Annotated in this window: 27 protein-coding genes; 15 read left to right on the top strand and 12 right to left on the bottom strand. The window is 70.1% G+C overall.

Annotated features, from left to right (window positions below):
• Window positions 1-65 precede the first annotated feature (65 nt).
• Both H8B08_RS14780 and H8B08_RS14785 read right to left on the bottom strand, forming a co-directional pair.
• On the bottom strand, window positions 66-1,301 hold the full coding sequence (locus tag H8B08_RS14780) for an MFS transporter (RefSeq protein WP_222934502.1): 1,236 nt from the start codon (window positions 1,299-1,301) through the stop codon (window positions 66-68).
• Complete coding sequence (locus H8B08_RS14785) at window positions 1,288-1,716, bottom strand: MarR family winged helix-turn-helix transcriptional regulator (RefSeq protein WP_187450960.1); 429 nt, start codon at window positions 1,714-1,716, stop codon at window positions 1,288-1,290. The genes H8B08_RS14780 and H8B08_RS14785 overlap by 14 nt, the downstream gene beginning before the upstream one ends.
• A gap of 289 nt (window positions 1,717-2,005) precedes the next feature.
• Here H8B08_RS14785 and fabD point away from each other — a divergent pair, with 289 nt between their 5' ends.
• The 7 genes from fabD to gmk all read left to right on the top strand — a co-directional run bounded on the left by fabD (window position 2,006) and on the right by gmk (window position 8,066).
• Complete coding sequence (gene fabD, locus H8B08_RS14790) at window positions 2,006-2,950, top strand: ACP S-malonyltransferase (protein ID WP_187450961.1); 945 nt, start codon at window positions 2,006-2,008, stop codon at window positions 2,948-2,950.
• Between the two features lie 32 nt (window positions 2,951-2,982).
• The gene (gene fabG / locus H8B08_RS14795; protein ID WP_187450962.1) at window positions 2,983-3,723 is read left to right on the top strand and encodes a 3-oxoacyl-[acyl-carrier-protein] reductase; all 741 of its coding nucleotides are present in this window, start codon (window positions 2,983-2,985) and stop codon (window positions 3,721-3,723) included.
• 160 nt (window positions 3,724-3,883) lie between these two features.
• Window positions 3,884-4,123: an acyl carrier protein gene (locus H8B08_RS14800; protein WP_163258954.1), complete on the top strand. Its 240-nt coding sequence runs from the start codon at window positions 3,884-3,886 to the stop codon at window positions 4,121-4,123.
• 84 nt (window positions 4,124-4,207) lie between these two features.
• A complete protein-coding gene (fabF, locus tag H8B08_RS14805) occupies window positions 4,208-5,491 on the top strand; it encodes a beta-ketoacyl-ACP synthase II (RefSeq protein ID WP_187450963.1) in 1,284 nt (427 codons plus the stop codon).
• Window positions 5,488-6,543, top strand: a complete 1,056-nt coding sequence (gene mltG, locus H8B08_RS14810; RefSeq protein WP_187450964.1) for an endolytic transglycosylase MltG — start codon at window positions 5,488-5,490, stop codon at window positions 6,541-6,543. Before fabF ends, mltG begins: the two co-directional genes overlap by 4 nt.
• A gap of 7 nt (window positions 6,544-6,550) precedes the next feature.
• Window positions 6,551-7,435, top strand: a complete 885-nt coding sequence (locus H8B08_RS14815) for a YicC/YloC family endoribonuclease (RefSeq protein ID WP_187450965.1) — start codon at window positions 6,551-6,553, stop codon at window positions 7,433-7,435.
• Window positions 7,425-8,066: a guanylate kinase gene (gene gmk, locus H8B08_RS14820; RefSeq protein ID WP_187450966.1), complete on the top strand. Its 642-nt coding sequence runs from the start codon at window positions 7,425-7,427 to the stop codon at window positions 8,064-8,066. The genes H8B08_RS14815 and gmk overlap by 11 nt, the downstream gene beginning before the upstream one ends.
• A 9-nt stretch (window positions 8,067-8,075) precedes the next feature.
• Here gmk and H8B08_RS14825 read toward each other — a convergent pair whose 3' ends face one another.
• From H8B08_RS14825 to lptF, 7 genes are read right to left on the bottom strand one after another with little or no spacing between them, the layout of a single operon-like run.
• The gene (locus H8B08_RS14825) at window positions 8,076-9,008 is read right to left on the bottom strand and encodes an alpha/beta fold hydrolase (RefSeq protein ID WP_187450967.1); all 933 of its coding nucleotides are present in this window, start codon (window positions 9,006-9,008) and stop codon (window positions 8,076-8,078) included.
• A gap of 57 nt (window positions 9,009-9,065) precedes the next feature.
• Entirely contained in the window at window positions 9,066-9,896 is an 831-nt protein-coding gene (gene rsmA / locus H8B08_RS14830) for a 16S rRNA (adenine(1518)-N(6)/adenine(1519)-N(6))-dimethyltransferase RsmA (protein WP_187450968.1), read from the bottom strand.
• Window positions 9,893-10,888, bottom strand: coding sequence for a 4-hydroxythreonine-4-phosphate dehydrogenase PdxA (gene pdxA / locus H8B08_RS14835; protein ID WP_187450969.1), 996 nt, complete (start codon window positions 10,886-10,888; stop codon window positions 9,893-9,895). The genes rsmA and pdxA overlap by 4 nt, the downstream gene beginning before the upstream one ends.
• Window positions 10,885-12,183 (bottom strand): peptidylprolyl isomerase, encoded by a 1,299-nt coding sequence (locus H8B08_RS14840; protein ID WP_255500858.1) that lies wholly within the window; start codon window positions 12,181-12,183, stop codon window positions 10,885-10,887. The genes pdxA and H8B08_RS14840 overlap by 4 nt, the downstream gene beginning before the upstream one ends.
• A gap of 40 nt (window positions 12,184-12,223) precedes the next feature.
• A complete protein-coding gene (locus H8B08_RS14845; protein ID WP_187450970.1) occupies window positions 12,224-14,650 on the bottom strand; it encodes an LPS-assembly protein LptD in 2,427 nt (808 codons plus the stop codon).
• A 43-nt stretch (window positions 14,651-14,693) separates the two neighbouring features.
• A complete protein-coding gene (gene lptG, locus H8B08_RS14850; RefSeq protein ID WP_187450971.1) occupies window positions 14,694-15,836 on the bottom strand; it encodes an LPS export ABC transporter permease LptG in 1,143 nt (380 codons plus the stop codon).
• Window positions 15,833-17,017, bottom strand: coding sequence for an LPS export ABC transporter permease LptF (gene lptF, locus H8B08_RS14855; RefSeq protein WP_370545487.1), 1,185 nt, complete (start codon window positions 17,015-17,017; stop codon window positions 15,833-15,835). The genes lptG and lptF overlap by 4 nt, the downstream gene beginning before the upstream one ends.
• 91 nt (window positions 17,018-17,108) lie before the next feature.
• Between lptF and H8B08_RS14860 the strand changes: the two genes are divergently transcribed.
• From H8B08_RS14860 to H8B08_RS14880, 5 genes are read left to right on the top strand one after another with little or no spacing between them, the layout of a single operon-like run.
• On the top strand, window positions 17,109-18,584 hold the full coding sequence (locus H8B08_RS14860; RefSeq protein WP_187450972.1) for a leucyl aminopeptidase: 1,476 nt from the start codon (window positions 17,109-17,111) through the stop codon (window positions 18,582-18,584).
• A gap of 5 nt (window positions 18,585-18,589) precedes the next feature.
• Complete coding sequence (locus H8B08_RS14865; protein ID WP_187450973.1) at window positions 18,590-19,051, top strand: DNA polymerase III subunit chi; 462 nt, start codon at window positions 18,590-18,592, stop codon at window positions 19,049-19,051.
• Window positions 19,048-19,377, top strand: a complete 330-nt coding sequence (locus H8B08_RS14870) for a peptidase inhibitor I78 (protein WP_187450995.1) — start codon at window positions 19,048-19,050, stop codon at window positions 19,375-19,377. Before H8B08_RS14865 ends, H8B08_RS14870 begins: the two co-directional genes overlap by 4 nt.
• On the top strand, window positions 19,377-19,691 hold the full coding sequence (locus H8B08_RS14875; RefSeq protein WP_187450974.1) for a hypothetical protein: 315 nt from the start codon (window positions 19,377-19,379) through the stop codon (window positions 19,689-19,691). Before H8B08_RS14870 ends, H8B08_RS14875 begins: the two co-directional genes overlap by 1 nt.
• A 16-nt stretch (window positions 19,692-19,707) precedes the next feature.
• A complete protein-coding gene (locus H8B08_RS14880) occupies window positions 19,708-19,992 on the top strand; it encodes an I78 family peptidase inhibitor (RefSeq protein WP_187450975.1) in 285 nt (94 codons plus the stop codon).
• A gap of 7 nt (window positions 19,993-19,999) precedes the next feature.
• Here the strand turns inward: H8B08_RS14880 and H8B08_RS14885 are convergent, their stop codons facing one another.
• Window positions 20,000-21,889: an ABC-F family ATP-binding cassette domain-containing protein gene (locus H8B08_RS14885; protein ID WP_187450976.1), complete on the bottom strand. Its 1,890-nt coding sequence runs from the start codon at window positions 21,887-21,889 to the stop codon at window positions 20,000-20,002.
• 164 nt (window positions 21,890-22,053) lie between these two features.
• On the opposite strand from H8B08_RS14885, the gene ndk reads away from it, so the two are divergent.
• The 3 genes from ndk to H8B08_RS19345 all read left to right on the top strand — a co-directional run bounded on the left by ndk (window position 22,054) and on the right by H8B08_RS19345 (window position 23,248).
• On the top strand, window positions 22,054-22,473 hold the full coding sequence (gene ndk, locus H8B08_RS14890) for a nucleoside-diphosphate kinase (protein ID WP_187450977.1): 420 nt from the start codon (window positions 22,054-22,056) through the stop codon (window positions 22,471-22,473).
• A 195-nt stretch (window positions 22,474-22,668) separates the two neighbouring features.
• Complete coding sequence (locus H8B08_RS14895; protein ID WP_187450978.1) at window positions 22,669-22,881, top strand: hypothetical protein; 213 nt, start codon at window positions 22,669-22,671, stop codon at window positions 22,879-22,881.
• Window positions 22,882-23,113: 232 nt separating this feature from the next.
• The gene (locus H8B08_RS19345) at window positions 23,114-23,248 is read left to right on the top strand and encodes a glycine zipper domain-containing protein (protein WP_255500859.1); all 135 of its coding nucleotides are present in this window, start codon (window positions 23,114-23,116) and stop codon (window positions 23,246-23,248) included.
• A 116-nt stretch (window positions 23,249-23,364) separates the two neighbouring features.
• Here the strand turns inward: H8B08_RS19345 and purN are convergent, their stop codons facing one another.
• On the bottom strand, window positions 23,365-23,982 hold the full coding sequence (gene purN, locus H8B08_RS14900; RefSeq protein ID WP_187450979.1) for a phosphoribosylglycinamide formyltransferase: 618 nt from the start codon (window positions 23,980-23,982) through the stop codon (window positions 23,365-23,367).
• Complete coding sequence (gene purM, locus H8B08_RS14905) at window positions 23,979-25,004, bottom strand: phosphoribosylformylglycinamidine cyclo-ligase (RefSeq protein WP_187450980.1); 1,026 nt, start codon at window positions 25,002-25,004, stop codon at window positions 23,979-23,981. The genes purN and purM overlap by 4 nt, the downstream gene beginning before the upstream one ends.
• Window positions 25,005-25,023 lie beyond the last annotated feature (19 nt).

Consider the following 25,023-nt stretch of genomic DNA (forward strand, 5'->3'; position numbering starts at 1 on the left):
GCGCCACCAAAGCAGGCCGCCGGCGGCCAGCACGGCCGCGCCGATCAGCCAGGGCAGGGCCCGCTTCATTCGGCCGGCGCCGGCTGGGGCAGGGGCGTCGCCGCCCGCTCGTCGATCGGCCAGTGCACGGCCGCGGCGAACAGGCCCAGCGCGATGGAGGCCAGCCAGATCGACAGGTACGAACCGGTCGCGTCGAAGGCCAGGCCGCCCAGCCAGGCGCCCAGGAAGCTGCCGATCTGGTGGCTGAGGAAGACGATCCCGTAGAGGGTCGACAGGTAGCGCGCGCCCCAGATCTGGGCGACCAGGCCCGAGGTCAGCGGCACAGTACCCAGCCACAGGAATCCGAACACCGCCGCGAAGGTCAGGGCCGAGCCGACCGACAGGGGCGCTGCGATGAAGATCACCACGGCGACCGCGCGGCTGAAGTACAGCGCGCTGAGCAGGCGTTTCTTGGAGCGGCGGCCGCCCCAGGCGCCCCACAGCCACGAGCCCAGGATGTTGAACAAGCCGATCAGGGCCAGGCACCAGGCCCCGACGTTCTGGTCCAGCCCGCCGTCGCGCAGGAAGGCGGGCAGGTGGGTGCCGACGAAGGCGATGTGGAAGCCGCAGACGAAAAAGCCGGCGTTGAGCAGCCAGTAGCTCTTCGAGCCGGCCGCCTGGACCAGCGCCGCTTTCAGCGAGTCGGTCGCGGGTGTCGACGCGGCCGGGGCGTGGGCTTGCGGCTTGCCGGCGACCCCGACGGAAAGGCCCACCATGGTCACGCAGAAGGCCGCCAGCATCAGCATGGCCCCGTGCCAGCCCAGCGCGTCCAGCAGGCCCGAGGCGGCCGGCACGACCAGGAACTGGCCCAGCGAGCCGCCGGCGGTGACCACGCCGAAGGCCAGGCTGCGTCGCTCGGGCGCCACCACCCGGCCGACCGCGCCCAGCACCACCACAAAGGTCGTGCCCGACAGGGCCAGGCCGACCAGGGCGCCCAGCGTAAGGTTCAGGCCCAGCGCGTCGCCGATCAGGGTGGTGAGGCCCAGGCCCACGGCGTAGATCACGGCGCTGAGCGCCACCACGCGCCCGGCCCCGTGCTTGTCGGCGTAAGCCCCCACGAACGGCTGGGCCAGGCCGAACATCAGGTTGTTCAGGGCGATGGCCAGGCCGAAGGCTTGCCGGCCGATCTCGAGGTCGGTGCTGACCGGGCTCAGGAACAGGCCGAAGGCCTGGCGCACGCCCATAGCCACGGTGACGATCAGGGCGGCGCTGGCGATGGTCCACCAGACGCGGGGCGGGATGGCGGGGCTAGGCGAGGACAACTTCCACCTCGGAGAGAAGGGCGATGAGGGCGCGGCGGCGGTCTTCGCCCAGGCCGACGTGCAGCCGGTCCTGGGCCGCCTGCCAGTAGGGCAGGGCGCGTTCGAGGAGGGCCGAGCCCGCCTCGGTGATTTCGATGCGGCCGGCGTCGCGGCCGCGCCCGGCGCCCAGCGTCACCAGGCCCTCGCGGGCCAGCGGCTGCAGGGTGCGCCACATGGCGCTGCGCTCATGGCCGGTGGCCTGGGCCAGGGCGGTGAGGGTGGGGTCGCCCATCCGCTCGACGTTCCGCAGGGCCGAGAACTGCATGACCGTCAGGCCCGCCGGCGCCAGCGCCTCGTCATAGGCCCTGGTCAGGGCGCGCGAGGCCCGACGCACGCGCGCGCACAGGCAGGGAAGGGACGGCGTGGGGTCTTGCATGCGTCGAACTCCGGTTCATTGCATATGCAATGCGGCGGGCCGGGGTCAAGCGCGGGCTGTTCTGCAGGGGGGATCGCCGGGGTCAGGATGGTTGAGGCCTGGACTGCGATCGTCGGGCTAACAGCACGTCCGCATTCAGGATTTTCGGTGGCGCGGCAGTCGCGAGATTGTCCTCCCTCGGGACCCGGGGGGCCGCGTTAAGCCGGGGCGACACGCCTGCGGCGCCTTGCCCCTGCGGCGCCTTTCCCCTAACCCTCGCGGCCGCGATTCAAACGAGAGGGACGGGTCGATGAGCCTCGCTTTCCTTTTCCCGGGCCAGGGCAGCCAGGCGGTCGGGATGGGCGTCGAGCTGGCGGAGGCTTTCGAGCCGGCGCGCCGCGTGTTCGAGGAAGTCGACGAGGCGCTGGGTCAGCACCTCTCGCGCCTGATGAAGGAAGGCCCCGAGGCCGACCTGACCCTGACCGAGAACGCCCAGCCGGCCCTGATGGCCGTCAGCCTGGCGGTCGTGCGCACCCTGAAGATCGACTTCGGCGTCGACGTGACCGCCGCGGCCTTCGCCGCCGGCCACTCGCTGGGCGAATACTCGGCCCTGGCCGCGGCCGAGGCCCTGAGCGTCGCCGACACCGCGCGCCTGCTCAAGCTGCGCGGCCAGGCCATGCAGCGGGCCGTGCCCGTGGGCGAGGGGGCCATGGCCTCCCTGATCGGCCCGAAGACCGACGTGGCCCTGGCCGAACAGGCCGCCGCCGCCGGCGCCGAACTGGGCGTCTGCGTCGTCGCCAACGACAACAACCAGGGCAACGTTGTGATCTCCGGCGCCAAGGCCGCGGTCGACCGCGCCATCGAGAAAGCCAAGGAGCTGGGCGCGCGGGCCATTCCGCTGAACGTGTCCGCGCCCTTCCACTGCCCGCTGATGCAGCCGGCCGCCGACGAGATGGCCGCCGCCCTGGCCGACGCCAAGATCATCGCGCCGCGCGTGCCGATCGTCGCCAACGTCACCGCCCGTCCGGTGCATGATCCCGAAGAGATCCGCCGCCTGCTGGTCGAGCAGGTGACGGGGCGCGTGCGCTGGCGCGAGAGCGTGCAGTGGCTGGCCGAGCAGGGCGGGGTGACCCGCTTCGCCGAGCTGGGCGCGGGCAAGGTCCTGACCGGCATGGCCAAGCGCATCGCGCCGGACGCCGAAGGAGTGGCCCTGAACGGCCCGGCCGACCTGGAAAGCTTCGCGGCTTCCCTCTGATCCAACACGAGAAACACGAAGGAGGGCGACGCATGTTCGACCTTACCGGCAAGACCGCCCTGGTGACCGGGGCGACCGGCGGCATCGGCGGGGCCATCGCCCGCGCCCTGCACGCGCAAGGTGCCACCGTGGTGCTGTCCGGCACCCGCGAAGCGGTGCTGCAGGAGCTGGCCAAGGGCTTCGGCGAGCGCGTCCACGTCGCCGTCTGCAACCTGTCCGACGCCGCCGCCGTCGACGGTCTGGTCGAAAAGGCCGAGGGCCTGGCCGGCGCGGGCCTGGACATCCTGGTGGCCAACGCCGGCATCACCAAGGACGGCCTTCTGCTGCGCATGAAGGACGAGGACTGGGAGCAGGTCATCCGGGTCAACCTGGAGAGCTACTTCCGCCTGTCGCGCGCGGCCCTGAAGGGCATGATGAAGCGCCGCGCCGGCCGGATCATCGGCGTCACCTCCGTCGTCGGCGTCACCGGCAACCCGGGCCAGACCAACTACGCCGCCTCCAAGGCCGGCATGATCGGGTTCTCAAAGTCGCTGGCCCAGGAAGTGGGTTCGCGCGGCGTGACCGTGAACTGCATCGCGCCCGGCTTCATCGCCAGCCCGATGACCGACGCCCTCAACGACCAGCAGCGCGAGGCGATTCTCGGCAAGATCCCGGCCGGTCGGCTGGGCACCGGGGATGAAATCGCCGCCGCCGCTGTCTATCTCGCGTCCGACCAGGCCGCCTACGTGACGGGCCAGACCCTGCACGTGAACGGCGGCATGGCCATGGTCTGACGGGGGAGACCCTGCTTTTCTCGCCCCGCGGGGATGTGCTAGGGCTCGCGCCGAAGCGTGCGCCCCGACCCGAAAGGGTCTTGCGAAACCCGCGGCGGCGTGACACCGAACGGCGCAAGCCGACGTAACGGCAACCTGCTTTTTAAAAAGGGGCAACTCAGTGTCCGACATTCTCGAACGCGTCCGCAAGATCGTCATCGACCACCTGGATGCCGACCCGGACAAGGTCACCGAAAAGGCCAGCTTCATCGACGACCTGGGCGCTGACAGCCTGGACAACGTCGAGCTGGTGATGGCCTTCGAGGAAGAGTTCGACATCGAAATCCCCGACGACGCCGCCGAGCACATCCAGACGGTGGGCGACGCTGTGAAGTTCATCGGCGAAAAGCTCGGCGCCTGAGCTTGACGGATCGAGGGCGGCGCGGCTCCGATAGGGGCTGCGCCGCCTTTTTCCGTTTGGGTGAAAAGTCGGGGGAGTAAACGAATGCGTCGAGTCGTCGTCACGGGTATCGGTCTGGTCACGCCCTTGGGCGCCAACGTGGACACCACGTGGCAGCGCCTGCTCGCGGGCGAATCGGGCGCCGGCCGCATCACCGCCTTCGACCCCACCGACTACGCCTGCAAGGTCGCCTGCGAGATCCCGTCCGTGGACGGTCGCGGCGGCGGCGGCCCGGACGTGCCGGGCTCGTTCGATCCCGACCAGGTGATGTCCGCCAAGGACCGCAAGCGGGTCGACGATTTCATCCTCTACGCCATCGCCGCCGCCGACGAAGCGGTGAAGGACGCGGGCTGGACGCCTGAGGACCTGCACGAGCGCGAGCGCACCGGCGTCATCATCGGCTCCGGCATCGGCGGCCTCGGCCCGATCGCCGACACCGCCATCGAACTCAAGGAGAAGGGCCCCCGCCGGGTCAGCCCGTTCTTCATTCCCTCGGCCTTGATCAACCTGGCCTCGGGCCAGGTGTCGATCCGCCACGGCTTCAAGGGCCCGAACCACTCCGTCGTCACCGCCTGCGCCACCGGCGCCCACGCGATCGGCGACGCGGCCCGCATCATCAAGTACGGCGACGCCGACGTGATGGTCGCCGGCGGGGCTGAATCCGCCATCGTGCCGATCGGCATCGCCGGCTTCATCGCCTGCCGCGCCCTGTCCACCGGCTACAACGACGAGCCGACCAAGGCTTCGCGCCCGTACGACTCGGGCCGCGACGGCTTCGTCATGGGCGAGGGCGCCGGCGTCCTGGTCCTGGAAGAATACGAGCACGCCAAGAACCGCGGCGCGAAGATCTACGCCGAGGTGAAGGGCTACGGCCTGTCGGGCGACGCCTATCACATCACCGCTCCGGCCGAGGACGGCGACGGCGGCTTCCGCGCCATGCAGGCCGCCCTGAAGGACGCCGGCCTGACCCCGGGCGACATCGACTACATCAACGCCCACGGCACCTCGACGCCGCTGGGCGACGAGATCGAGCTGCGCGCGGTCGAGCGGATGCTGGGCAACCACGTCGGCGAGACCACCATGTCCTCGACCAAGGGCGCGACCGGCCACCTGCTGGGGGCCGCCGGCGCCATTGAGGCGGCCTTCTCGATCCTGGCCATCCGGGACCAGATCGCCCCACCGACCATCAACCTCGAGAACCCGTCGGTCGAAACCGCCATGGACCTGGTCCCGAACAAGGCCAAGCCCATGAAGATCGACGTGGTGCTGTCCAACAGCTTCGGCTTCGGCGGCACCAACGCCTCGGTCGTGTTCCAGCGCGTGCCGTGATCCGGCGCTCGAACCTCCTCGTCTCGATCCTCAGCGGCGCGGCCACGATCTTCGTCGGCCTCGTCCTGGCTTCGGTCGCAGTGTGGTTCTTCTACTGGGGCCCGGGTCCCAAGGCGCCTCACGGGACCGAGACCGTCGTGGTCATGCGCGACGGCGCCGGCGTGTCCGAGATCGCCGCCAAGCTCGAACGCGAGGGCGTGATCCGCTCGGCCGAGCTGTTCAAGGCCGCCGCTCAGATCACCAAGGCCGACCGCCGGCTGAAGGCGGGCGAATACGTCTTCCCCTCGCGCGCGCCGCTGACCGAAGTGCTGCGCATGATGCGCGACGGCGAGGTCCGCCGCTGGTTCCTGACCGTGCCCGAGGGCCGCAGCGTCGCTCAGGCCATGGACCTGCTGAACGCCTCGCCGGTGCTGGTCGGGACGGTCGAGGTTCCGGCCGAGGGCTCGATCCTGCCCGAGACCTACGAACTGACCCGCGGCGAGAGCCGGGCGGCGGTGCTGAAGCGCATGCAGGTCGCCCGCGACGTGGCTCTGGCCGAGCTGTGGGCCAAGCGTCAGGCGGGGCTGCCGCTTAAGTCGCCGGAAGAGGCGGTGATCCTGGCCTCCATCGTCGAGAAGGAGACCGGCCTGGCGAGCGAGCGCCCGAAGGTTGCGGCGGTGTTCGTCAACCGGCTGAACAAGGGCATGCGCCTGGAGTCCGACCCGACCCTGATCTATCCGGTCACCAAGGGCCGGCCGCTGGGCCGCGGGATCCGGCTGTCGGAAAAAGAACGCGACACGCCCTACAACACCTACCTGATCGCCGGCCTGCCGCCGACGCCGATCACCAACCCGGGCCGCGAGGCCCTGGCCGCCGTACTGAACCCGCCGAAGACCGACGACCTGTTCTTCGTCGCCGACGGCACCGGCGGGCACGTGTTCGCGTCGAGCTACGACCAGCATCTGAAGAACGTCGCCCAGTGGCGGCGGATCGAAGCGGACCGCGCCAAGGCGGCGGCCGCCAGGCCGCAGACCGCCGTCGCCGGCGCGCCGGCGGCTGACAAGCCGCTCTGAGGACCTGATGAGCCTATCCGGAATGACCGGTTTCGCCCGCGTCGAGGGCGCGAGCGGAGCGTGGACCTGGGCCGTCGAGGCCCGCTCGGTCAACGGCCGCAACCTGGAGACCCGATTCCGCGGCCCGCCCGGCTTCGAGGGGCTGGACCGGGTGGCGCGCGAGGCCTCGCAGGCGCGCTTCCAGCGCGGCCAGGTGACCGTCGGCGTCCAGGCCAAGCGGACCGAAGCGACCGTGGCCGTTCGGGTGAACCAGGACGTGCTGGCCCGCTACGTCGAGCTGGCTTCCGAGCAGGTCGCCAGGGGCGTCGCCCTGGCCCCCACCGCCGACGGCCTGCTGGCGCTGCGCGGCGTGCTGGAGGCGGCCGAGGAGGACGAGGACGTCGAAGCCCGTGCCGCGGTCGAGGCGGCCATGGCCGAGACCCTGCTGGCCGCAATGGACGGCCTGAAGGCCGCCCGCCTGCAGGAGGGCGCGGCCCTGCACCCGGTGCTGACCGGGCAGATCGACCGCATAGCCGAACTGGTCGACCTGGCCGAAGGCGAGGCTGCCGCCCAGACCGCCGCCATCCGCGAGCGTTTCCAGCGCCGCATGGCCGAGCTGGTGGGCGACAGCGCCCAACTGGAGGAACGCATCGTCCAGGAGGCCGCCGTCCTGGCCGTCAAGGCGGACGTGCGCGAGGAGCTGGACCGGCTGAAGAGCCACGTCGCCTCGGCCCGTGACCTGATCGCCGCCCCGGCTGCGGCGGGACGCCGCCTCGACTTCCTGGCGCAGGAATTTATGCGCGAGGCCAACACCCTGTGCTCGAAGTCGGCGACGACGGCCTTGACCGCCGTCGGCCTGGAGCTGAAAGCCGTGATCGAACAGCTGCGCGAGCAGATCCAGAATGTCGAGTGAGCGTACCCCCCGCCGTGGCCTGATGCTGATCGTCTCCAGCCCTTCGGGGGCGGGCAAGACGTCGCTGTGCCGGCGCCTGATGTCGGACCATTCGGACCTGGTCCTGTCCACCTCGGTGACCACCCGCCAGGCGCGCCCGGGCGAGGAGAACGGGCGCGAATACCACTTCATCACCCGCGACCAGTTCGACCTGCTGATCCAGGACGACGACCTGCTGGAATGGGCCGAGGTCCACGGCAACTGCTACGGCTCGCCGCGCCAGCCGGTGGAGCGGGCGCTGGCCGCGGGCCAGGACGTGCTGTTCGACATCGACTGGCAGGGCGCGCGCGACATCGCCGCCAAGGCCCCGGACGAGGCGGTGCGGGTGTTCATCCTGCCGCCGTCCATCGCCGAGCTGCGCCGCCGCCTGGTGGCCCGCGCCCAGGACAAGCCCGAGGTGATCGAGCGCCGTGTCCAGAACGCCAAGGGCGAGATCGAGCGCTGGCGCGAGTACGACTACGTGGTCGTCAACGACGACTTCGACCGCTCCTACGCCGAGCTGGCCCACATCTACCACGCCGAGCGCAGCCACCGCGGCCGCAACGAGTGGCTGGCCCCCTACATCCAGCACCTGCTGGACGAGGACGTCTGAGGCGGCGGTTCAGGCCGGCGCGTTCAGGAAGGCCGTGATCGTCTTGACCGTCGCGGCCGGGTTCTCCTCCATCAGCCAGTGGCCCGAGTTGGGCACGACGACCGCCTGAACGTTGGTCGCGACGTTGCGCATCTGGGCGGCCATCTGCGGGCCGAACGACTTCTCGCCGCCGATCGCCAGCACCGGGACGGTCAGCTTGGTCTGCATGAACGCCTGGTTGTCCTTGGCGTCCTGTTCGAAGGCGGCGAACTGCTCGAACCCGGCGTGAATGGCGCCCGGCTGAGCGTACTGTGCGGCGTAGTGGGCGCGGGTCGCCTCGTCGATCTTGCTCGGATCGGCGGAGAACTCGTCCCAGAACCGGTCGAGCCAGATGCGTTCGCGCCCGGCCACCAGCCGCTCCATGTCTGGGCCGCGGACGTTGAAGTGCCAGAGCAGCTTGTTCTTGCAGATGATCTCGTCCCACGGCGGCACCCCGGGCAGGGGCGCGTCCATCACCACCAGCTTGTCGACCTTGTCGGGATAGGTTGCGACGTAGGCGTAGGCGACCATGTTGCCGATGTCGTGCGCGACCACCGAGCTCCGGTCGGCGCCGACCCCGGTCACGGCGGCGCGGATGTCCTGGGCCTGGGTCTTCTTGTCGTAGCCGCCCGCCGGGCGGGCCGAGCGGCCGAGGCCGCGCAGGTCGGGCACGATCACCGTATGGTTCTTGGCCAGGTCGGCGGCCAACGGGCCCCACATGTCGCCGGTGTCGGCATAGCCGTGGATGAGCACGACGGCCGGCCCGGAGCCGCCGTAGCCCACATGGATCTGCGTGCCGTCGGCGCTGGTGACCGTCTTGGTCTTGAACGAGGGCGGCAGGCCCGGCGTGGCCGCGCCGGCGGGGACTGCGGCCGCGAGGACGGCGATCGCGCCCGTCGTCGCCAGGAAGGTGCGTCTGTGCATGTCCGCCTCCTCAGTTTGCCCGACAACTGAGCAGAGGCGGCGTAGGTCCGGCCGGGCTTAGAGCGCCCGCGCCAGCCGCAGGAAGCCGGCCACGTCGATCTCCTCGGCGCGGGCTGTGGGCTCGATCCCCGCCTTCTCGCAAAGGGCGTCGCCGCCCAGGCCTTTCAGGCTGGAGCGCAGCATCTTGCGGCGCTGGCCGAAGGCGGCGGCGGTGACCCGCTCCAGCGCCTTCAGGTCGGCGTCGGAGGGGCGCACGGGCAGGGGCGTCAGGTGGACGACGGCGCTGGCCACCTTGGGTGGCGGCGTGAAGGCGCGGGCCGGCAGGTCCATGACCACGCGCGCCTCGCAAATCGCCTGGGAGATCACCGCCAGGCGGCCGTAGGCGTCGTCGCTGGCGTGGGCGGCGACCCGGTCGGCCACCTCCTTCTGGAACATCAGGGTGAGCGCGCGCGGCCGCCACGGGCCGGTCAGCCACTTCAGCAGCAGCGGCGTGCCGACGTTGTAGGGCAGGTTGGACACCAGGTGCCCGGCCGCCCCGCCGGCGTGCTCGGACAGCAGGGCCGTCTCGTCGACTTCCAGGGCGTCGGCCTCGACCACGACCAGCTTGCCGTTCGTGGCTTCGGTCAGTTCGGCCAGCAGCGGCAGGAAGCGCGGGTCCTTCTCCACCGCGATCACCTTTGAGGCGTCGCTCTCCAGCAGGGCGCGGGTCAGGCCGCCGGGGCCGGGGCCGACCTCGATCACCGCGCGGCCCTCGAACGGGCCGGCCAGGCGGGCGATCTTGCGAGTGACGTTGAGGTCCAGGAGGAAGTGCTGGCCAAAGCTCTTCTTGGCGAGCAGGCCGTGCTGGGCCAGGCTCTCCCGCAGGGGCGGCAAACTGTCGAGGGTCATACGCTTCGGTGGCTGGCGATCTGGCCGGCCAGGCGGACGGCGGCGATCATGCTGTCGGGCCGGGCGATCCCGCGCCCGGCGATGTCGAATCCGGTGCCGTGATCGGGCGAGGTGCGCACGATCGGCAGGCCCAGGGTGACGTTCACGCCGCTCCAGAAGTCGAGGGTCTTCAGCGGGATGAGCGCCTGGTCGTGGTAGAGGCAGACGGCGGCGTCGTAGGCGCGCCGGGCCTCGTCGTGGAACAGGGTGTCGGCTGGCTTCGGGTCGGTGATGTCGATCCCTTCGGCCCGGAGGGCGGCCACCGCAGGGGCCAGCACCTCGACCTCCTCGCGTCCGATCGTGCCGGACTCGCCCGCGTGCGGATTGAGCCCGGCCAGGGCGAGGCGGGGGCGCTCGACCCCGAAATCCCGGCGCAGGGCCTCGGCGGTCACGCGCGCGGTGTGGATCACCCGCTCGGTCGTCACCGCGTCAGGAACGTCGCGCAGGGGCGTATGGATAGTCACCAACGCCACCCGCAGGTCGCGCGCCGTCAGCATCATCACCGGCCCCCGCGCGCCCTCCATGGACGCGTGCGCGGTCAGGTCGGCGAGAAACTCGGTGTGCCCGGGAAACTTGAAGCCGCCGGCGTAGAGCGAGGCCTTGGAGATCGGCGCCGTGACCACGCCCGAAGCCTCGCCGGCCAGCGCCAGGGCTACGGCGGTCTCGATCCAGCTGGTGATGGCGCGCGCCTTGGTCTCGGCCGCGGTGGCGCAGACGCGCGTCGACGGCGGATCCAGGACGGGCAGGGCCTTCGGAAAGACAACGGCGCCTTCGGCCAGGCTGGCGACGCGCTCGACGATCGCGCCGGGCATGGCCGCGGCCAGGGTGTCGCGATCACCGATGGCCACGAAGGCCGGACCGACGCCTTTCAGCGCCGACCAGGTCTTCGCCACGATCTCGGGACCGACGCCCGCCGGGTCGCCCAGGGTGACGGCGAGCGGCGCGGCCGTCACCGCGTCTCGATGGTGGCCGAGTTGCGCAGGTCGCGCAGATAGCGCCGGGCCAGCATGGAGATCTGCTGGTTGTAGAGGCGGTTCTCGACCTGGTCCTTGGAGGGGAGGCCGGCGACGTCCTGGCGCTTGCCGCACATGGCCAGCAGGTGCAGGCCCACGTCGGTGCGGACCGGCTCGCTGACCTGGCCGACCTGCATGCCCGAGGCGATGTCGCGGAAGGCCGGAGCCAGGTCCTGGACCGGGGTTTCGCCCAGCGGCGCGGCGACCACGCCGTCGACCTTGCCTGCGCGCTCCTCGATGTTGGAGCAGGTCAGGCCGTTGCGCAGGGCGCTCAGCTTGGTTTGGGCGGCGGCGACGTCGGCGTCGGAGGCCCCGGCCGGCAGGCGCACGGCCGCCTGCTTCAGGTCGACCACGGTCTGGCCGCCGCCGCTGCGCTTCTCGCGCAGGTACATGATGTAGACGCCGGTCTCGGTCTGGATCGGGCGCGACAGCTGGCCCGGCTGCATCTGCTCGAGCGCGGCCTGCACCTCGGGGACGATTTCGCCCGAGATCAGCCAGCCGCCGTCGCCGCCGTTGGCGGCCGACGAGGCGTTGGAGAACTGACGCGCGACGGCCTGGAACGGCGCGCCCTGCAGCAGCTGCTGCACGAGCTGGTTGGCTCCGTTCAGCGCCCCGTCCATGCCGCCGGCGGTGGAGGAGGCGTCGAGGAAGATCTCGCCGACCAGGTACTGCGGCTTGGCCGCGGCCGCGGCGATGCGCTGCAGGGTGGCGTCGACCTGGCTGTCGTCCACGCGCGCGCGCTGGCCGTAGCGGCCGCCCACCAGGTGGCGCCAGCCGATCTGGGCGCGGATCTGTTCGCGCAGGGTGTCGGGCGCGACGCCGATCGAGCGCAGGCCGGCCACCAGCTGGGCGCCGGACATCTCGTTGTCCTTGGCCATAGCGTCGATTTCTTCATCGACTTCACGGTCTTCGATCTTCACGTCGAAGCGCTTGAGCTCCTGCATCTGCAGGCGCTCGTCGACCAGCGACCGCAGCGCTTTCTGTTGCAGCGCCGGCAGGTTCTCCTGGGTGGCCTTCACGCCGGACGTAGCGATCAGCAGCATCATCCGCTGACGCAGGTCGTAGGTGGAGATGATCTCGTCGTTGACCACCGCCGCCACGCCTTCGGCCATGCCGTTGCGCTGGACAGGCTGGGCCTGGACCGCCGGTTGATCGGCGGGTTGCTGCTGGGCGGCGGCCGGGTAGGCCAAAAGCGCGGCGAGCCCCAGTCCCGTCGCGTAACGCGTCCAACGCATGGCAGATCTCGTTCCTTTCGCGGCCGCGCGCGGCGTCCCGTCACCGGCCGTCATAGCTTCTGTATCCTGCGTCGCCCAATGTGGCGAGGTTTAGACGGAAAAACACTGCGTCTCTTGGTAGCCCCGAGATGGTTTCATTGCGCTCGTAAACCACCTCAGCGCGCAGGCAGTCGTCCTTGTAGACGATGCCGGCTTGCGACTGCCGGATCGACTCCGCCTTCAGGTCGTAGTTGACGTCGAAGATCGCGCCCCAGCGCTCGGTGACGAACAGTTCGCCGCCGGCGACCAGGTCCTCGGTACGCTGAACGGCCGGCAGCGGCGCGCCCAGGTCCGGATCGTTGAGGATGTAGCGGGCGTAGCCGCGGGTGCGCTTCAGGCTCCAGTTGATCGCCGCTTCGGCGCGGCGGAACTGGCCGGAGTCGGTGATCCGCATCCGCGTCCAGGCGCGGATGCCGTCGATCGGGACGGTCTCGCCGGCCACCACCCAGTCGGAGCCGGTTTCGCGCAGCCCGGTGTTGACCGGGAAGGCCGGTTCCTCCTCGGCCCGGAAGCTGCGCCCGACGAAGGCCCGCGCGTATTTGCCGCCGCTCCAGTCCACCGTGGCGCGCGCGCCGGCGTTCAGGCGCACGCCGCCCTCGTAGAGGTCGAAGCCCGGAAACTTGTTCGGGTCCAGCAAATTGGTCTCGTCGAACTCCAGCGAAGAGCTGTCCTCGATCGGGATGTGCGGATTGAGGTCGGTGTCCGGCGACACGGCCAGCTGGGCCATGGGCTCGATGACGATGGACATGGTCCCCGCGCGCTTGATCAGCGGGTAGCTGGCGTCCAGCCCGAGCGTCCCGGTGCCGCGCGTGACGGTGTCGTCGCCGATCTCGATGAAGGTCGGCGGGTTGGTGTTGAAGTCGGTCGTCTGGGTGACGTCCGACAGCTTGTAGAGGTCGCCGCGCACGTCGACGAACGGCGCCAGGCGCAGGCCGCCCGACGTGGTGAAGTTGCGCCGCCAGTCGCCCTCGGCCGTGACGCGCATGCTGTCGACGCCGGGCCGGTTCGGGTCGGCCTGGCGCGGACGGAAGCCGGATTGGCCGGGCACCAACTCGAGCCCGCCGGCGTCCTCGTCGCGGAACAGGGCCACGCCGCTGCCGGCGAAGCGCAGGCGCCCGCCCAGCACGTCCGGCTTCGGCTCCCAGCGGCCCTGGATCAGCGGCGCGACGGTCGGGAACAGGGCGTCGTTCTGGCCGATGATCAGGCTCTGGAAGCTGAGGGCGGCCACCTGGAAGTACGAACGCTGGTCCTGGCGCACGGCGTAGAGCTGCGAGGTCAGCATCCGGCTGTCGGCGTAGAACAGGCCCCGGTTCTCGTAGATGTCGCCGATGTCGTAGCGGTCGAAGATCGTCTTGTCGGACGCCCGCTCGCCGGCGAAGCCCCACTTCCACTCCGGGCTGATGTCGAACTTGCCCTGGGCCAGGATGTAGCTGCGCGACGACTCGTCCCCGAACTTGACGCTGTCTTCGCCCGGCACGCCGTTCCCGTTCAGGTCGACGCCGTTCGGCTCGTCGCCAAAGTTCTTCTCGTAGGTGTAGCCGCCCCGGACCTGCATCTGCCCCGAATAGAAGCGCTTGCGCCAGTCGAGGTTCAGGAACGGGTTCACCTTCGCCGAGATCTGCGGGCTGATCACCAGGTCCTGGTAGGGCGAGATCACCCACAGGTACGGCAGCTCGACCGAGACGCCGCGCTGGTCGGAGATCCAGGCCTTGGGGACCAGCAGGCCGGACTTGCGCTCGGCGGTCGGGTCCGGGTGCCAGAACACCGGCGAGTAGAAGACCGGGACGCCCTTCAGCTTGATGACGGCGTTCTTGTAGTAGACCACCTGGCGCTGGCGGTCCTGGATGACCTCGTCGGCCTGGATCGACCAGCTGGGCTGCTTGGGCTTGCCCGACGGGGTGCAGATTTCGCAGGGCGTGAAGATGGCCCGGTGCAGCTCGTTGACGTCCTCGCTGCGGCGCACGGCGGCGGCGGCGGCCAGCTTGGAGTTGTCGGGCATGCGGGTGGCGAAGCCGGTGGCCACGCCGGCCTTCAGGTCCTCGTCCAGGTGCACTTCGTCGGCGTACTGGACCGAGCCGTCGGGATTGATGATCTGGGCCTGGCCGCGCGCCGTGATCAGGCCGGTCTCGGTGGCGTAGGTGATTTCCTGGGCGCGCAGGGTGCGGCCGCGATACCGCGCCGTAACGTTACCCTTGGCCACCAAAAGCTTGTTTTCGCGATCGTCGGTGACCGTGTCGCCTTCGATGTAGAGATCGTCGGGACCCAGGCCGTCCGGACCGGGCGCGGTCGGCGCGGGCGGGGCGGGGGGCGTGACGACCTGGGCGAACGCCGGCGACGACAGGGTGAGCACCAGCGCGGCGGCGCCCAGCATCAGGCGCGCCTTCACCGGCTCGGCGGTCGTCAGGCTCGGCGAACCGGCGTCCTGCATTCCTTCCCCTCGTCCCCTGTAACGCTGATCCGTCTTAGCCGGTTCAGCCGTCTTCCGTATAGGTCAGCAACGTGAAGCCGGACAAAAGCGCTAACAGGGGCGGGGTCCAGCCCGCCAGGACCGCCGGCACGATCTCGGCCTTGCCGAGGGCGCCGCACAACTCGTTGAAAAAGAAGAACACAAATCCCAGCGCCACCCCGGATCCGGCCAACAGGGCCAGGCCGCCCAGCCGCATGAGACGCAGCGAAAAGGCCGCGCCCAGGATCGACATGGCGGCGAACAGGATCGGGGTCGCCAGCAACTGGTGGAATTTAAGCTTGTATGACGTGGCCGAGAAGCCCGCGCCTTCGATCCGCTGAATCACCCCCGGGAGCGCCCAGAACGGCACCGACTGGGGCTGGTCGAACTCCTGGTAGGCGGTGGACGGGTCCAGGGTCGAGGGGATCGACAGGGTGTCGTAGTAGACCGCCTGTTGGCCGGCGGCGGCCTCGCGCGCGCCGTACAGCTGCCAGAAGCCCGGGCGCAGCACCGCTTCGCGCGCCTCGATTCGGCGCTGGAAGTTCAGCCGGCCCTGGTTGTTGATGGTGTAGACGAACATCGACACGTCCTGCAGGCGGTCGCCGGGCGACTGGCGGCTGCGGGCGTGGATGACCACCTGGGTGCGCCCGTCGCCCTGGCGCAACCAGGTCTCGCCCGGCTGCTTGGCGGCCGGCAGGTAGTCGGAGGTGAGCGCCGCGCTCAGCCGCTCGAACCGGCCGTCCAGCCAGGACGCCGCCGGGTTCAGGGCCAGGATGGTCAGCACCCCGATCAGGAAGGCGGCGCCGGCGGCCGGGAAGATGAAGCGCCAGGCCGACACGCCGGCCGCGCGCATGGCGATCAGCTCGCTGCGCCGGTTGAAGTTCACGAAGGCGGCCAGCACGCCGAACAGGAAGCTGAACGGCAACAGCAGCAGGATGACGTTCGGCGACTTCATCAGCGTCAGGCCGAACACGTCCAGCGCCGAGGTCTGCGAGCGCACGCCGACCGTGCGCGAGATTTCGACGAAGTCGATCAGCATGATCACCGCGGCGAGAATCGCCAGGGCGCCGCCGACCGCGAACAGGGTGCGGCGCAGGACGTAGCGCTCGATGCGCGTCAGCCGCCGCTGGTAGTTCCGGAATACCCCGGGGAGCGAGTCGGACTTCATGAGGCGCTCGGCATCAGGGCGCCCTGATCGGACGCCACGGGAACGTAGCGGTTGACGCGCTGGCGGAACAGGGCGCGGAAGGCGAACCAAGCGGTCACCGCCGGCACCAGGTACTGGAGGATGTTCAGCCAGGCGCTGTCCTCGCAGGCGGCCAGGATGCCGAAGCCGACGATGCGGGTGACCGCGGCGATGCCGGCGGCCCCGGCGATGCGCCGGCCGTAGCCCACCCGGCTGAAGCCGCCGCCGACCACGGCGGCCAGGGCCAGCGCCATGAAGGTGATGTTGTAGAGCGGCGCCGACAGGCGCGCGTGGCCCTCGGCCAGCAGTTTCAGCTGGTCGCGCTGCTCCCACTGGTCCTGCAGGTTGGGGAAGAACAGTTCGTGGAGCCAGCGGTCGGAGGTTTTGTACCGCAGGTAGATGTCGTTCTTCATGTACGGCGACAGGTCGAAGGCGTATTCGTCGAACGACAGGAAGTTCAGCACGCCGTTCTTGGCGAACTCCTGGCTCGACCCGTAGCGCATCAAGAGGACCGGCTTGCCCTCGTTCTTGGTGATGCGGCCCTCCTGGGCGGTGTAGACCGTCTGGCCGTCCGGGCCCGCCACGCTGATGAACAGGTTCTTCAGCAGGCCGTTCTGGTCGATGCTCTGGGTGTAGACCGTCAGTCCCTTGGACGCCTGGACGAACTCGCCCTCCTTCACCAGGGTGGCGGCCAGGTCGGTGCGCGCGGCGTAGAGCTGCTCGCGCATGGTGCGCGAGGCGAGCGGCTGGACCCAGATGTTGACCGCCAGAGCGATCAGGGCGGCGAACACGGCGATCCGGACAGCGGGCGAGATCACCCGCCAGCGGCTCATGCCGCCGGCGAAGCAGACCACGATCTCCTGTTCCGTGTGCAGACGGTTGAGCGAGAGCAGGGCGCCGACGAACACGCCGATCGGCAGAATCATCGTCATCAGCTGCGGCAGGGCCAGCGCCGTGACCTTGATCAGGATCCATGCGCTCTGGCCGCGCTCGACGATCAGGTCCAGGCCGCGCAGGCCCTGGCTGAGCAGCGCTACGGCCGCCAGAGCCGCCACCGCGGCCAGGATCGGGCCGAGGATCTGGCGGAACAGGTATCGCTCGATCAGGGTCATATGGCGGGTGAAGGCGTTGCTGGCGCCCGAACGGGCAGGGATGTAATACACGCCCCCAGTCGCGGGGGACAACCGCGACGGCCAAGCTGTCCAGTTCGTGCGGCGCCCCTCTCCGCGCGGTCCCGTTGGAGTCCATAAGAAAATGAAGATCGAGTTCGTCGGCGCGCCGTCGCCCTCCGCGGTCGTCGCGGTGCTGGTCAATGAAGGGCGGGAGCTCTCCGCGCCGGCGCAGGCCTACGACCAACGGAGCGGCGGGGCGCTGACCCGCGCGGTGGCCGGCGGCCGGTTCACCGGCGGCAAGGCCTCCTCGCTGGCCCTGGTCGCGCCGCACGGCCTCGAGGCCCCGCAGCTGGTCGCCGTCGGCGCCGGCGCGAAGGACAAGTTCGACGATCTGGCGCTGGAAGGCGCGGCCGGCCACGCCTACCACTCGGTCAAGCTGTCGGGTCACGACACCTTGGCGCTCGATCTGTCCGACCGCAGCGCGGCCGACGCCGCCCGCGCGGCCTTCGCGATTCGCCTGGCCGCCTATCGCTTCGACAAGTACCGCACGACCGAGAAGCCCGAGCGCAAGCCGTCGATCGCGACCGTTCAGATCGTGACCGCCGATCCGGCCGCCGCCCAGGCCGCCTTCGCGCCGCTTGCGGCGATCGCCGAGGGCGTGCTGTTCGCCCGCGACCTGGTTTCCGAAGTTCCCAACGTGCTTTACCCGGCCGAGTTCGCGCGCCGCTGCAAGGCGCTGGAGCCGCTCGGCCTGCAGGTCGAGGTGCTGGGCGAAGCCGAAATGACCAAGCTCGGCATGAACACCCTGCTGGCCGTCGGCCAGGGCAGCGCCAAGGAAAGCCAGCTGGTGGTCATGCGCTGGAACGGCGCGGCCGATAAGGACGCCCAGCCGATCGCCTTCGTCGGCAAGGGCGTGACCTTCGACACCGGCGGCATCTCCATCAAGCCCGCCGAGGGCATGGAGGAGATGAAGTTCGACATGGGCGGCGCCGCCGCCGTCGCAGGGCTGATGCACGCCCTGGCCGGCCGCAAGGCCAAGGTCAACGCGGTCGGCGTCCTGGGCCTGGTCGAGAACATGCCCGACGGCGACGCCCAGCGTCCGGGCGACGTCGTCAAGTCGATGTCGGGCCAGACCGTCGAGATCATCAACACCGACGCCGAGGGCCGCCTCGTTCTGGCCGACGCCCTCTGGTACACCCAGGAGCGCTTCAAGCCGAAGTTCATGGTCGACCTGGCCACCCTGACCGGGGCCATGATCATTTCGCTGGGCCTCGATTACGCAGGTATTTTCGCCAATGACGACGACCTCGCCGCGGCGCTGGCCGCCGGCTCGGCCGAGGTCGGTGAGAACACCTGGCGGCTGCCGCTGCCGGCCCAGTACGAGAAGCAGATCGAGAGCGCCTGCGCCGACATGAAGAACACCGGCGGGCGTCCGGCCGGCTCGATCACCGCCGCCCTGTTCCTGCAGAAGTTCACCAACGGCGTGCCGTGGGCGCACATCGACATCGCCCCGACCGCCTGGAAGAAGGACTCCAAGGTCGCGACCGTGCCGGACGGCGCTTCGGGCTTCGGCGTGCGCCTGCTCGACCGTATGGTGGCCGCCAAGTACGAGGGCTGATCTGGATGACGGGCGGGGCCTGCGAGGTCTGGTTCTATCACCTTGAGCGCACGGCGCTCGACCAGGCCCTGCCCGAACTCCTGGAGAAGACGCTGGCGCGCGGGTGGCGCGCCCTGGTGCGCACGGTCGGCGCCGAGCGGGTCGAGCATCTCGATTCGCACCTGTGGACCTGGCGCGAGGACGCCTTCCTGCCGCACGGCGTGGCCGGCGAGGACGAAGCCCCGCGCCAGCCCGTGCTGCTGACCACCGCCATGGACAATCCGAACGGCGCCCACGCCCTGTTTCTCGTCGACGGAGCCGAGGCGGGACCATTGGAGGGCTTCGCGCGTTGCGTCGTCATGTTCGACGGCCGCGACGAGCAGGCTTTGGCCGACGCCCGGCAGCGTTGGAAGGTGTTCAAGTCCGAAGGGCTGCCGGTGTCCTACTGGCGCCAGAGCGAGCAGGGGAGGTGGGAGAAGCAGGCATGACGCGCGCGACCCTCGCCGCCCTCGTCCTGGCCCTCGGGGCCGCTTCCTGTTCGCCTCCCGCCAAGCCCGAACCGCTGCCCGCGGTCGCGCCGCCGCCGCATCCGCCGACGTTCGTTTCCGCGCCTCGCGGCCCCGATCAATGCGGCGCTCAGGCGTTGCAGTACCTCGTCGGGAAACCCAAGACCGAGATTCCGGTTCCGGTGGATGTCGACAACCGCCGGGTGGCCTGCACCACCTGTCCGATCACCGAGGAATACGTGCCCAAGCGGCTGAACATCTTCTTCGACCAGAGCTCCGGATTGGTCACCGAAGTGCGCTGCGGCTGATGCGGGAGCGCGCCCTGACCCGTCTGGTCGTCGTCCTGGCGCTCGCGGCTGCGGCTTCGGCCTGCTCGCGCGGCGGGGAGGGCGGGCCCCAGCAGTCGCCGAGCGCCCCCGCCGGCGCCGACGACCTGTGCGGGGCCGACGATCTCCAGTGGCTGGTCGGCCGTCTGCGGACCATGGCTCCGGTCACCGCCGACATGTCGCGACGCCGGATCACCTGCACGACCTGCCCGGCCCCGGCCGAGTACGATCCCGCGCGGGTCAACGTGCTGTATGATCTGAAGAGCGGCGTGGTGAAGGAAGTCCGCTGCGGCTGACCAGGAGGCTCCGTCGATGAAGCTTGTCGCCCTCGCGTTTTCCGCCGCCGTTCTGGGGGCCTGCGCCGCCCCGCCCGCCGAAGGCCCGGCCACGCCCGCCCCGGGCGAGAACCAGTGCCATGCGTCCGACTACCAGAACCTGATCGGGCGTCAGAAGTCGCAGATTCCGGCCAAGCCGGCCGGCGCGACCTGGCGGGTGGTCTGCAGCACCTGCGCCATGACCATGGACTACAACCCCGAGCGGCTGAACATCGTCTACGACGAGACCACCGGCGTGGTGACCAAGGTCAGCTGCGGGTGAGCGGGCGTCAGACGCCCGCTTCGGCCTTGGCGGCCTCGTAGGCTTCGGCCGCCTCCATCCATTCGGCTTCGGCGGCGGCCAGCCCGTCCTCGGCGCGGGCGCGCTCGCGGCCCAGCTCGGCGGCCTTGGCGGCGTTCTTAGCGAACAGGGCCGGGTCGGACAGCTGTTCGTTCAGGCGGTTGATCTGGGCGGTGAAGGTTTCCATCCGCTTTTCAATCGCTTCGACCTTCTTCTTGAGCGGCGCGATGCGCGCGCGCGCCTCCGCCGCGGCGCGCCGCTGGTCGACCTTCGACACCACCGCGGCCTTGGGCTCGGCGGCTTCTGAGGCGGCCTGCTTCGCGCGCTCCAGCACAAAGCGGGCGTAGTCGTCCATGTCGCCGTCGAACGGCTTCACCGCGCCGTCGGCGGTCAGCCACAGCCGGTCGGCGACCAGCTCCATCAGCGAGCGGTCGTGGGTGATGATCACCACCGCGCCCTCGTAGTCGTTCAGCGCGTCCAGCAGGGCGCGGCGGCTGTCGATGTCGAGGTGGTTGGTCGGTTCGTCGAGGATCAGCAGGTGGGGGGCGTCCATCGCCACCATGTTGAGCAGCAGGCGCGCCCGCTCGCCCCCCGACAGGTTGGCGGCCGTGGTCTCGGCCCGGCCGGCGTCGAAGCCCCATTGCCCCAGCTTGGAGCGCCGCTGGGTCTCGGTCGCCTCCGGCAGGGCGCGGCGGACGATGTCGAGCGGCGTCTCTTTCGGATCCAGCGCCTCGATCTGGTGCTGGTGGAACCAGCCCACCTTCAGCCGCCGGTCCTTCCACACCTCGCCGCCGATCGGCTCCAGGGCCCCGGCCAGCAGCTTGGCGAAGGTCGACTTGCCCGCGCCGTTTACCCCCAGCAGGCCGATGCGGTCGTCGAGATTCAGGCGCAGGGTCAGGTTCCGCAGGATCGGCTTGCCGTCGTAGCCGACCGAGGCGGCTTCCATGCGCACCACCGGCGGGGCCAGCGGCTTTTCCGGCGAGGGCAGGACGAAGGGGGCGACCCGATCCTCGACCACGGCGGCGATCGGCTGCAGCTTCTCAAGGCGCTTCAGGCGCGATTGGGCCTGGCTGGCCTTGGACGCCTTGGCGCGGAAGCGGTCGACGAAGGACTGCAGGTGGGCCCGCTCGGCCTCCTGCTTCACGCGCGCGGCTTCCTGGAGGCGCAGCTTCTCGGCCCGCTGGCGTTCGAACTGGTCGTAGCCGCCCTGGTAGAAGTCCAGCTTGCCATCGCGCAGGTGGATGATGGCCTGCACCGAATTGTTCAGCAGCTCGCGGTCGTGGCTGATGACCAGCGCCGCGTTCGGATAACGCTTCAGCCGCGCCTCCAGCCACAGCGCCCCTTCCAGGTCGAGATAGTTGGTCGGTTCGTCCAGCAGCAGCAGGTCGGGCTCGGCCAGCAGCGCGCCGGCCAGGGTCGCGCGCATGCGCCAACCGCCGGAGAAGTCGGACATCGGCCGCGACAGGTCCGCGTTGGTGAAGCCCAGGCCGTTGAGGATTTCCGCCGCCCGGGCCGGGGCCCGGTCCGCGCCGATGGCGTAGAGGTCGGCGTGCAGTTCGGCCTGGCGCTCGGGCGGGGCGGTCTCGACCTCGGCCAGCAGGCGCGCGCGGCGGGTGTCCAGCGCCAGCACCGCGTCCAGCAGCAGGGTGGGCGAGGAGGCCACCTCCTGGTCGACGGTGGCGATCCGCCAGCCGCGCGGGGTGAGGATGTCGCCGCCGCCGGCCGAGTGCTCGCCCAGGATCAGCTTGAACAGGGTCGACTTGCCCACGCCGTTGCGGCCGACAAGGCCGGCCTTCAGGCCCGGCGGAATAGTCACGCTGGCGCTGTCGAGGAAGCGGCGTCCCCAGGCGTCGAAGGTCAGGTCTTTGATCTGCAGCATGGGGACGGACGCACGAGGTTGGGCGGGCGGGTTGCATAGCGCCCGAGCGAGGCGCCGCGAAGGCCGCGAGAAGGTTTTGCGACGCCGCGTCGCCCGGTGTTGGCGAGACGCAGGCGCGCCGCTATAAGCCCGCGACCTTTCAAACACCAACTTTCGTGTGTGACATGACCGAACGCACCTTCAGCATCATCAAGCCGGACGCCACCGAGCGGAACCTGACCGGCAAGATCAACGCCGTCATCGAAGACGCCGGCCTGCGCATCGTCGCCCAGCGCCGCGTCCGCCTGAGCCAGGCTCAGGCCGAAAAGTTCTACGAGATCCACAAGGAGCGTCCGTTCTTCGGCGAGCTGGTCAGCACCATGACCTCGGCGCCGGTCGTCGTGCAGGTGCTGGAAGGCGACAACGCCGTGGCCCGCTATCGCGAAGTCATGGGCGCCACCAACCCGGACAACGCCGCCGAAGGCACCATCCGCAAGCTGTTCGCCAAGAACGTCGGCGAGAACTCGGTGCACGGCTCGGACAGCCTGGACAACGCCAAGATCGAGATCGCCCAGTTCTTCACCGACGCCGACATCGTCGGCTGAGGTTGAGCTGAGCCGCCCGGCCACGCCGGGCCTCGGACAGGAAGACGGCGCCGGTGCGAACCGGCGCCGTTTTTGTTTGTCCGCAGCTTTGCGGGTGCGGCCGATAGCGGCGCCGTTCGCCTTTTCCGTTCAGCGACCGTTCAAGCTTGGCTATCGATTTTCCCCTGTGACGCGAGTTTCGTAGGGGAGTTCTCCATGAAGAAGACGACGGTGATGGTGGCTGCGGTGCTGGGCGCCTCGGCCATGCTGAGCGGCTGCGGACACACGCTGGAGCAGCGGGCGGCGACGGGCGCGCTCGGCGGCGCGGTCGTGGGCGCGGTGCTGGGCGGCGGCATCCTGCCGGGCGCCGTGGTCGGCGGCATCGGCGGCGTGCTGGTGCACCAGTGCAAGAAGTCCGGCGACTGCTGAGGCCTTCGCTTCACTGTTCTTGACGTCTGCGGCGTCGGCCTTCGGCCGGCGCCGTTTTCGTTTCCCAATCGGGTGAAACCATCGTTTCAGCGGTACGTTTTTTCATTTCCAGTGAAGCCGTTACAGCGGCAAATGAACAGGGATGGTGAGCGTGAAACGAGTTGCTACGGCTGTTTCGATTGCGGGGGCGGTGGCGTTTCTGGCGGCCTGCGGAACCACGACGGAGCAGCGCGTGGCCACCGGCGCTCTGGGTGGCGCGGGCGTCGGCGCGTTGGCCGGCGGCGGCAAGGGCGCGCTGATCGGCGGGGCCGCGGGCGCGGTCGGCGGCGCGATCGTCAGCGACTGCAAGAAGAAGGGCAAGTGCTGACGTGCTAGGGCGCGCGCCCGGCGCCTCGGCGCGGGCGTTCCTCCCGGGGCAGGCGAGCTCGGTCGCCGAGCTCTCGGATTTTCTTTGGAAATCGCGCCGCGGGCCGCCGCCCGCCTTCAGTAGCTGAACAGCGCCGCCGGCGTGGCTTCGGAACCGGAAGCTCGACCGGTCAGCGCCGCCAGGCAAGCGGGGTAGAGCCGGTGTTCGGCCTCGAGCACGCGCGCGGCCAGGCTCTCGGCGTCATCGCCCGCAAGAACGGGCACGGCGGCCTGGCCCAGGATCGGGCCTTCGTCCACGCCTTCGCTGACCAGGTGCACGGTGCAGCCGTGAATCTTCACACCTGCTTCCAGCGCCCGGCGATGGGTGTCCAGGCCTGGAAAGGCGGGCAGCAGCGACGGGTGGACGTTCAGCATCCGCCCGGCCCAGGCCCCCACGAACCAGGGGGTCAGCACCCGCATGTAGCCGGCCAGGGCCACGAACTCGACCCCGCGCTCGGCCAGGGCCGCGTGCATGGCGCGCTCGTGCGCCTCGCGGTCCGGCCCGAACGGGCGATGGTCCACGACCAGCGGCTCGACGCCGTACTCGGCCGCGACGGCCAGGCCGCCGGCGTCCGCACGGTTGGAGACGACCACGGCGATCTCGGCCGGGTAGGTGGGATCGCGCGCGGCCTCCAGCAGCGCCTTGAGATTGGAGCCGCGTCCGGAAATCAGGACGCCGACCTTGGTGCGGCTCATGCGGCCTGGAGCTCGCCGCAGACGAAGGCGGTCTCGCCGGCGTTCAGCAGGGCGGCCAGCACCGGCTCGACGTTCTCCGCCGCCACGATCAGCACGAAGCCGACGCCGCAGTTGAAGGTGCGGCGCATCTCGTGCTCGCTGACGTTCCCGGTTTCTTGCAGCCACTGGAACAGCGGCGGCAGCTCCCAGGCCGACCAGTCGAACTTCGGCTCGAGGCCCTCGGCGATGGCGCGGGGCGGGTTTTCGATCAGGCCGCCGCCGGTGATGTGGGCGCCGCCCTTGACCAGGCCGCCCTTCATCAGGGGCAGCAGGCTCTTCACGTAGATGCGGGTCGGCTCCATCAGCGCCTGGGCCAGGGTGCGGTCCTTGGCGAAGGGGGCGTCGGCGCCCCAGCCCAGGCCCGAGCGCTCGACGATCTTGCGGATCAGCGAATAGCCGTTGGAGTGCGGACCGGACGAACCCAGCGCGATCAGCACGTCGCCAGGCTTCTGCTGGTCGAGCACCGGCAGCACCGCGCCGCGATTAACCGCGCCGACCGAGAAGCCGGCCAGGTCGTAGTCGCCGTCGCCGTACATGCCCGGCATTTCGGCGGTCTCGCCGCCGACGAGCGCGCAGCCGGCCTGGCGGCAGCCTTCGGCGATGCCCGCGACCACCCGCTTGGCCACGTCGACCGTCAGCTTGCCGGTGGCGTAGTAGTCCAGGAACATCAGCGGCTCGGCGCCCTGGGCCAGCAGGTCGTTGACGCACATGGCCACCAGGTCGACGCCGACGGTGTCGTGACGGCCGGTCTCGATGGCGATCTTCAGCTTGGTGCCGACGCCGTCCGTGGTGGTGACCAGCAGCGGATCGTCGTAGCCGGCCGCCTTCAGGTCGAACAGCGCGCCGAAACCGCCCAGCGAGGGCTCGGCGCCCGGACGGCGCGTCGACTTGGCCAGCGGCTTGATGGCGTCCACGAGCCGCTCGCCCGCATCGATGTCGACGCCGGCGTCCGCGTAGGTGAGGCCGTTGGGGCGGTCGGTCATGACGAAAACCTCGAATTCA

This window comes from Caulobacter sp. 17J80-11 (assembly GCF_014349105.1).
Classification (GTDB): Bacteria; Pseudomonadota; Alphaproteobacteria; order Caulobacterales; family Caulobacteraceae; genus 17J80-11.

Bases quoted from the DNA above. Each gene is read 5' to 3' on its own strand.
- H8B08_RS14785 (WP_187450960.1), bottom strand. From the start codon at position 1,716: ATGCAAGACCCCACGCCGTCCCTTCCCTGCCTGTGCGCGCGCGTGCGT.
- fabD (WP_187450961.1), top strand. From the start codon at position 2,006: ATGAGCCTCGCTTTCCTTTTCCCGGGCCAGGGCAGCCAGGCGGTCGGG.
- fabG (WP_187450962.1), top strand. From the start codon at position 2,983: ATGTTCGACCTTACCGGCAAGACCGCCCTGGTGACCGGGGCGACCGGC.
- fabF (WP_187450963.1), top strand. From the start codon at position 4,208: ATGCGTCGAGTCGTCGTCACGGGTATCGGTCTGGTCACGCCCTTGGGC.
- H8B08_RS14815 (WP_187450965.1), top strand. From the start codon at position 6,551: ATGAGCCTATCCGGAATGACCGGTTTCGCCCGCGTCGAGGGCGCGAGC.
- gmk (WP_187450966.1), top strand. From the start codon at position 7,425: ATGTCGAGTGAGCGTACCCCCCGCCGTGGCCTGATGCTGATCGTCTCC.
- H8B08_RS14825 (WP_187450967.1), bottom strand. From the start codon at position 9,008: ATGCACAGACGCACCTTCCTGGCGACGACGGGCGCGATCGCCGTCCTC.
- rsmA (WP_187450968.1), bottom strand. From the start codon at position 9,896: ATGACCCTCGACAGTTTGCCGCCCCTGCGGGAGAGCCTGGCCCAGCAC.
- H8B08_RS14840 (WP_255500858.1), bottom strand. From the start codon at position 12,183: ATGCGTTGGACGCGTTACGCGACGGGACTGGGGCTCGCCGCGCTTTTG.
- H8B08_RS14845 (WP_187450970.1), bottom strand. From the start codon at position 14,650: ATGCAGGACGCCGGTTCGCCGAGCCTGACGACCGCCGAGCCGGTGAAG.
- lptG (WP_187450971.1), bottom strand. From the start codon at position 15,836: ATGAAGTCCGACTCGCTCCCCGGGGTATTCCGGAACTACCAGCGGCGG.
- H8B08_RS14860 (WP_187450972.1), top strand. From the start codon at position 17,109: ATGAAGATCGAGTTCGTCGGCGCGCCGTCGCCCTCCGCGGTCGTCGCG.
- H8B08_RS14865 (WP_187450973.1), top strand. From the start codon at position 18,590: ATGACGGGCGGGGCCTGCGAGGTCTGGTTCTATCACCTTGAGCGCACG.
- H8B08_RS14870 (WP_187450995.1), top strand. From the start codon at position 19,048: ATGACGCGCGCGACCCTCGCCGCCCTCGTCCTGGCCCTCGGGGCCGCT.
- H8B08_RS14875 (WP_187450974.1), top strand. From the start codon at position 19,377: ATGCGGGAGCGCGCCCTGACCCGTCTGGTCGTCGTCCTGGCGCTCGCG.
- H8B08_RS14880 (WP_187450975.1), top strand. From the start codon at position 19,708: ATGAAGCTTGTCGCCCTCGCGTTTTCCGCCGCCGTTCTGGGGGCCTGC.
- H8B08_RS14885 (WP_187450976.1), bottom strand. From the start codon at position 21,889: ATGCTGCAGATCAAAGACCTGACCTTCGACGCCTGGGGACGCCGCTTC.
- ndk (WP_187450977.1), top strand. From the start codon at position 22,054: ATGACCGAACGCACCTTCAGCATCATCAAGCCGGACGCCACCGAGCGG.
- H8B08_RS14895 (WP_187450978.1), top strand. From the start codon at position 22,669: ATGAAGAAGACGACGGTGATGGTGGCTGCGGTGCTGGGCGCCTCGGCC.
- purN (WP_187450979.1), bottom strand. From the start codon at position 23,982: ATGAGCCGCACCAAGGTCGGCGTCCTGATTTCCGGACGCGGCTCCAAT.
- purM (WP_187450980.1), bottom strand. From the start codon at position 25,004: ATGACCGACCGCCCCAACGGCCTCACCTACGCGGACGCCGGCGTCGAC.